The sequence below is a fragment of the Secundilactobacillus collinoides DSM 20515 = JCM 1123 genome, from assembly GCF_001435975.1.
In the GTDB taxonomy this organism is placed as follows: domain Bacteria; phylum Bacillota; class Bacilli; order Lactobacillales; family Lactobacillaceae; genus Secundilactobacillus; species Secundilactobacillus collinoides.
On sequence record NZ_AYYR01000094.1, the window covers coordinates 41,481 to 47,826 of the forward strand.

6 protein-coding genes, 6 tRNA genes and 1 riboswitch are annotated in these 6,346 nt (G+C 45.7%); of the genes, 2 read left to right on the forward strand and 10 right to left on the reverse strand.

Going from position 1 to position 6,346, the window contains the following annotated elements:
- Positions 1-176: 176 nt before the first annotated feature.
- The 3 genes from FC82_RS13620 to metK form a co-directional block, all read right to left on the reverse strand.
- Entirely contained in the window at positions 177-482 is a 306-nt protein-coding gene (locus FC82_RS13620; RefSeq protein ID WP_054762110.1) for a DUF960 family protein, read from the reverse strand.
- 61 nt (positions 483-543) lie between these two features.
- A complete protein-coding gene (locus FC82_RS13625; protein WP_054762108.1) occupies positions 544-2,019 on the reverse strand; it encodes an MDR family MFS transporter in 1,476 nt (491 codons plus the stop codon).
- A gap of 245 nt (positions 2,020-2,264) precedes the next feature.
- Complete coding sequence (gene metK / locus FC82_RS13630) at positions 2,265-3,452, reverse strand: methionine adenosyltransferase (protein ID WP_056997285.1); 1,188 nt, start codon at positions 3,450-3,452, stop codon at positions 2,265-2,267.
- Positions 3,450-3,541, reverse strand: a riboswitch (SMK box riboswitch). Its footprint overlaps the gene before it by 3 nt.
- A 135-nt stretch (positions 3,542-3,676) precedes the next feature.
- Between metK and FC82_RS13635 the strand changes: the two genes are divergently transcribed.
- Positions 3,677-4,378: a hypothetical protein gene (locus FC82_RS13635; protein WP_161939744.1), complete on the forward strand. Its 702-nt coding sequence runs from the start codon at positions 3,677-3,679 to the stop codon at positions 4,376-4,378.
- 182 nt (positions 4,379-4,560) lie between these two features.
- On the forward strand, positions 4,561-4,926 hold the full coding sequence (locus FC82_RS13640) for a hypothetical protein (protein WP_054762104.1): 366 nt from the start codon (positions 4,561-4,563) through the stop codon (positions 4,924-4,926).
- Between the two features lie 75 nt (positions 4,927-5,001).
- On the opposite strand, the gene FC82_RS13645 is transcribed toward FC82_RS13640, so the two are convergent.
- The 7 genes from FC82_RS13645 to FC82_RS13675 form a co-directional block, all read right to left on the reverse strand.
- Positions 5,002-5,415, reverse strand: a complete 414-nt coding sequence (locus FC82_RS13645) for a hypothetical protein (RefSeq protein ID WP_054762103.1) — start codon at positions 5,413-5,415, stop codon at positions 5,002-5,004.
- A gap of 321 nt (positions 5,416-5,736) precedes the next feature.
- Positions 5,737-5,821, reverse strand: a tRNA-Leu gene (locus FC82_RS13650).
- 40 nt (positions 5,822-5,861) lie between these two features.
- Positions 5,862-5,932: transfer RNA gene (locus FC82_RS13655), tRNA-Cys, on the reverse strand.
- Positions 5,933-5,959: 27 nt separating this feature from the next.
- Positions 5,960-6,031: transfer RNA gene (locus FC82_RS13660), tRNA-Gln, on the reverse strand.
- A gap of 10 nt (positions 6,032-6,041) precedes the next feature.
- Positions 6,042-6,116 (reverse strand) — tRNA-His (locus FC82_RS13665).
- Between the two features lie 14 nt (positions 6,117-6,130).
- Positions 6,131-6,201, reverse strand: a tRNA-Trp gene (locus FC82_RS13670).
- Position 6,202: 1 nt separating this feature from the next.
- A tRNA-Tyr gene (locus FC82_RS13675) sits at positions 6,203-6,288 on the reverse strand.
- Between the last annotated feature and the right edge of the window lie 58 nt (positions 6,289-6,346).

A 6,346-nucleotide genomic window follows, 5' to 3' on the forward strand; every position in this document is an offset into this window, starting at 1 on the left:
TAACCCGACTGGTGGTTGAGTACCATGCAGGGCGCAACAAAAGACACCGGAGAACCCACGATGGTTTTTCCGGTGTCTTTTTAGGTTAAAACGTGCCAGCTGCAACAAATTAGAAAGGTCGCCCACGCAGACGCGTTGCAACAGTTGCTTCGTTCTGACCGGCTTTGCAGCATTTATTAAAGTTGCTCTTGCGGCAACAGGACGATTTGACTTTCACCGTCGTCAAACACCCAAACATTCTCAGGAAAATCATCTGAGAACGGATATGGCGTGTCAAAACTGGCAACCAAGGTATCGTTTTGGCTATAGTCAAAAGTTAATTGACCATCATTGTTCCGGAGCCCTAGCGAAAGGGTCTGAGGCAATTCGAACATGCCTTGCAGGTCGTTATCAATAATGTACCAGACCTGATCGATAATTTCACCGGGGAGGATGTTAACGACCCCATAACTGGCATAGCGCGCGTGATCATTTTCAAACATCACAATCGCCTCTCTTTCATTGGTTATCTGACAAAGATTATACCGCATTTACACAACGATATCAGGCTTCCCGTTCGGAAGTTGCTACCGGTTTATCCAGCCAGTTGATGCAGAAGGATAAAATCACCAGCAGAAGCGCCACGATAAAGATCCAATGAAGCCCGCTATACAAGATTTCCCGAAGTGGTCTGATCAACCGAGCAGGCAGTTCAGAAGCCGTCTGTGGATTGATCAGTTTGTTCATCATATTAAGTGTCGTGCCAGTATGCTGTTTGACCCCATTGGCCATTTGAACGTTCATGATAATGCCAAAGACCGAAATCATCAGCGTCTGTCCTAACGTTCGGCCCAGGGTGTTGATCGAGGTCGCAACCCCGACATTCGCTCCGCTAACCTGATTTTGTGCCGTCACTGTCGTTGTTGTGATTGTGATACCAAACCCGGTTCCGCAAATGGCAGCAATGACAAAGAACCACACAAATGCGGTGCTCTCAGGCAAAAGTGCCATCGCAATCGCGCCAATCAAAATAAACGTTAAACTGATGTTAATAATCGTTTTCGGTGTTTTAGTCAACAGTAATTTCCCAGCCATGAACGAACCGACAATCCACATCAGCGAACTCGGCGTCACAGCAAATCCAGCTAACGATGCTGGTAGACCGAGAATTCCCTGGGTCCACGTTGGCAGGTACACTTCAAAGCCCATTAAAAATCCGCTGATCAAAGCAGCCACCAGATTTTGCGTGACGAACGTCCGATTGTTAAACATTGCCAGGGGAATAATCGGGTTATCGACCCGACCCTCGTGCCGAATAAACGCTGCAAAGCCGAGAATTGAAACGGCAAGACAGCCAATTAGCATGAGCCAGTTCAAACTGGCATCACCGAGCAGTTGGAAACCGTACATTAGCGCCAGTAGGCCGACCGTCAACCAGAAACTGCCGAGCAGATCGAGCCGTTGCCGTGTCCGACGGCGTTTTTCCTTGAGAAACACCACGATCATAACGACCGCCAGCAATCCAATCGGAATGTTGATGAAAAAGATCCAGTGCCAGCTGAGTTGATCAACGATAAAACCGCCAAGGAGCGGTGCCACTATTGATGCAATACCCCATGCTGACCCGTTGAAGCCCATGACCTTCGCCCGCTTCTCCAGTGGGTAAATATCGGCAATAATGGTGAAGAAAATCGGCATAATCGAACCGGCACCAATACCTTGAACTGCTCGCCACACAATCAGCTCACCCATGCTATTGGATAATCCCGACAAGGTGGAGCCGATAATAAAAACGGCTAAACCAAACAAAAAGACATTTTTCCGACCCAGCATATCCGCTAGTTTGCCATAAATCGGCGTGGCAATCGCATTGGTCAGCAAGAAAATCGAAAAGACCCAGTTCATCAGCGCCACCCCGTGCAAATCACCCACAATGGTTGGCATCGCCGTGGAGACAATCGTCCCCTCTACCGCTGACATAAACGTTGCAATAAAAATGGCAATCGTGACCAGCGTGACATTTGTTTTCTTTGAACCCATGTTACATCCTCACAGTGAACGCTGGCCCGCACCCCCAACGTTGATATTAGGGGTCCGAAACCCCTGCCACAGTGTCAGCATCAGCTGGCTTTTTTAATCGCTCGTAAACACGCTAATATCTAGTATAGCAAAGACCTGAACTACAGTCAGCAGTTTCACATGAAAAAATGATTCAAAAATAAAAGAGCCGTTACCCCGCAGGATAAACGACCCAGTTCGCCGAGTTTAATCGACATTAGTTAACGTTATTGTAACTCTGCTTTTAAGGCATCGACTTTGTCCGTGTGTTCCCAAGGCAAATCAATGTCAGTCCGGCCAAAGTGACCATAGGCAGCGGTTTGTTCGTAGATTGGCCGCTTCAGATCCAGCATCTTGATAATGCCGGCTGGACGCAGGTCAAAAATCTTTCGAACAGCTGCAGTCAAATCTGATTCAGAAACAGTTGCTGACCCGAAGGTGTTCACTGAAACTGAAACTGGTTGTGCGACGCCAATGGCGTAAGCCAGTTGGACTTCAACCTGGTGTGCAAACCCGGCAGCCACAATGTTTTTGGCAATGTAACGCGCCGCGTAGCTTGCAGACCGGTCAACCTTAGTGGCGTCCTTACCTGAGAAGGCACCACCACCATGGTGCGCGTAACCGCCGTAAGTATCAACAATGACCTTACGACCGGTTAACCCGGCGTCACCTTGAGGCCCCCCGATAACGAAACGACCGGTTGGGTTGATTAGATAACGCGTCTTGTCATCCAACAATTCTGCTGGAATGACTGGCTTGATAACCTGAGCAATCACGTCATCGTGAATCTGGTCCAGTTCAACGCTGGCAGCGTGTTGTGTACTGATAACAATGGTATCAACACGTTCTGGCTTGCCGTTGTCATCGTATTCAACGGTGACTTCTGACTTGGCATCAGGGCCAAGGTAGTCAAGGATGTTTTCCTTACGAACCTTGGCAATGCGCCGCATCAGTTGATGTGCAAGTGAAATGGCTAGTGGCATCAATTCAGGCGTTTCGTCAATGGCATACCCGAACATCAACCCTTGGTCACCGGCACCAATTTGGTCCAGTGGATCCGTTTCGCCTTCACGGGTTTCAAGGGCATCATCGACCCCTTGAGCAATGTCTGGCGATTGTTCGTCAATGGCGACCAATACGGCACAGTTATCACCGTCAAACCCATACTTACCATCGATGTAGCCAATCTTCTTGATAGTTTCGCGGACAACGTGTTGGATATCAACGTACGCTGAAGTAGAAATTTCACCAAAGACCAAGACTAAACCGGTAGTGACTGACGTTTCACAGGCAACCCGAGCGTCCGGATCCTGCGCTAACATGGCATCCAAGATAGCGTCACTAATTTGGTCAGCAATCTTGTCTGGATGACCTTCAGAAACAGATTCTGAAGTAAACAAATGTCTCTCTTGCATTGTAAAAATTCCCCCAATTCTTGATTTAGAGCGGTTACAAGGCATCTTCACTGAAAAGTGAATCCTATCGGGAACGACTTATAACTTTTCCAGTTTATCACAAATTTGTTGTCATTAACATAAAAAATGGGGATTTTCGTTGACCAGTCAGCTAAAAATGTATAGGATAAGGACATTGATACTGCGGAGGATTTGATCTTATCGAGACTATAAAACTACTAACTGTGCGTTACCGCAGACTCCTGCAAGTCCTTTTATTTAGTGTATTACAGACCACAGGAATCGCAATGTACGCCGCTTCAATCTCATTTAAGGCGTATGAAACGCCGACATTACTGCCGTTTTTAATGATGTTAGCCGTTGTTTTCCTTGAATTTGGGGGCTTATTCATTGAATTGAACAGCAGCTATTACGCAAGATACAAAATACAATTGTGGCTATTAGTTACGATTATTGTGACAGCGCTGAGTAACCTGATGTTGCCAACGATGGTAAATGTCATCAACGACCTGATCATGGTGACGCTGGCCCTGTTATTTTTCCTGCCAGGCTTGTTTACAAACGAGTGGGGTCTGCTTAGCGTGGCAGCCCTATTCTCGGCACTGGTGCCTGGTTTCTTCTTACTGAGTCATCAGTATCTGCCCATGGCTGCGGTCAGTGCGATGCTTTTGCCATTCTTATGTTACGGCTACTTTTTCAAAGCACATTTTGTGACCGTTAAATGGTCTGGCGCTGTCATCCTTTTAGGGCTGTTGATTATAGCGGCACTCTTTATGACCCAGACCCCATCATTAATGATCGTTATCACCATTTTTTGTTTGGTTATTTGGTTTCTGCTCACAAGAAGGATCAGTCAAACCTCCAACCGCTTTTTAATATTATCGGCTTGCTTAATTGCCATTGTTTTAATTTTGAATCGACAATAATCCAAAATAAGGCCATCGGAAACGGTTACAATTCCGGTGGCCCTTTTTATCGGCATCACCGCTCACAATTATTTTGCCCAGCAACCTTTTAAATGTTTCTAAAATGTCCATCAAAACCGACCAAAATTGCTGTGCGTGCATTATGATGTTGTTTGTAATCACACCACTGGGAGGTTGAAAGCTTGAAAGAGATTAAAGTTGTTGGGGATATTCGGTACGGAAAATACCAGCCGGCATTAACGGGTAATCCAATCGTAGATAGTGCATTGATTGACCAATTCTGTCAGCAATTAAGTGACTGGTTGGCACAACATGACCTGGCCTTTAACGTCTCTGCAGAACACGCATTCTCCGTGTCGGCGGCTAGTGATACGGATGTCTTATACATAATTGATAAGCAAATTTTACAGGCTTTTGAGATTCATGATCTGCATCAAATTCACGTTGTCGCGGTTGAACACCAGGCGCTGCTTCACGCCGATCCGCAGTCTTACTATGATACTATTGAAAAAACATTAAAAGATCTGACAATTTCAAAATTATCATAATAAAAAGAGTCCAATCACTAACCTCTTAGGTTAGTGATTGGACTCTTTTTTGTTGGCCATCTAGCCGTCTTTAGACTAGACAAAAAATGCGGGAAAAATGACACGATTTTTTTTCGGTACCATCGCGTGTGGTAATTGATGACCAATGATTTTAATAAATTGGTCAAGCTGATATTGCTCATTGCCAACATAGCCCACAAAGTGTTTAAAGTGTAATTTTGCCTGCTTAATTGTATATGACAAATACGCCGTTAATGGTGTTCCCCCGTATATAAGCTTCAGTGTCACTTCTCCGATTCGGTTTTCATAGTCCACTGCCTTTAACATTTGTTCGTTGCGTAATTCAATGGCACGATACCGATCTAACGGGTTGCGAATATTTAAAATCATGTCAATTTGGTGACCGGGCATAAAAAGTGTATGGCTGGCACGATGTAACGCTTCATAATTTTGAATCACTTGCTTTAAAGATGGATGACCAGTGTACATATTTCCTCCTAATTGATATTGTCCAGGAATGTAGAACAGGTGTCAGCAGCGTTTCGAATTTTCAGAGAAAGTATAGCATAAAGCATTGGTATAGACAACACATTTGACATAACTGTAGTTTTAACGGGAACAACGCCCTTCATGACAGCAGTTTTAAGCCTGGTGTATCAAGCTTTTACGTTTACAATCGACTGCTGTCTTAGACATGGTAATTAATTGGACGAATAGCCAACTTGGTAACGAGAGCTATTAGATATCTTAAGTTAATCGCAATAGGCACAAAAAAAGTGTTTAGGATCAACGTCCTAAACACTGAATTAGTACCGGAGGTGGGGTTCGAACCCACACGTCCTCAACGGACACTGGATTTTGAGTCCAGCGCGTCTGCCAGTTCCGCCACTCCGGCATAAATTGAATGTTGTTGAATAGGCCTCTCAATAAGGCAAAGGCGGTAATCGGATTCGAACCGACGATGAAGGTTTTGCAGACCTCTGCCTTACCACTTGGCTATACCGCCATATTGAAATCGATGAACCATATCCAACTGGGTTAGCTGGATTCGAACCAGCGCATGACGAAGTCAAAGTCCGTTGCCTTACCACTTGGCTATAACCCAATCTTCAAAGGGCGGTATGTGGGACTCGAACCCACGCATGCCGGAACCACAATCCGGTGTGTTAACCAAACTTCACCAATACCGCCATCATAATGCTAACAGGGATAGTAGGAGTTGAACCCACACTAGCGGTTTTGGAGACCGATGTACTACCATTATACTATATCCCTATGGTGGATGGGAGTGGATTCGAACCACCGAACCCGAAGGAGCGGATTTACAGTCCGCCGCGTTTAGCCAGACTTCGCTACCCATCCATAATGGCGCGGGACGGAATCGAACCGCCGACACACGGAGCTTCAATCCGTTGCTCTA

Coding starts and splice junctions, on each gene's coding strand:
- FC82_RS13620 (WP_054762110.1), bottom strand. CDS start 482: ATGTTTGAAAATGATCACGCGCGCTATGCCAGTTATGGGGTCGTTAAC.
- FC82_RS13625 (WP_054762108.1), bottom strand. CDS start 2,019: ATGGGTTCAAAGAAAACAAATGTCACGCTGGTCACGATTGCCATTTTT.
- FC82_RS13645 (WP_054762103.1), bottom strand. CDS start 5,415: ATGTACACTGGTCATCCATCTTTAAAGCAAGTGATTCAAAATTATGAA.
- metK (WP_056997285.1), bottom strand. CDS start 3,452: ATGCAAGAGAGACATTTGTTTACTTCAGAATCTGTTTCTGAAGGTCAT.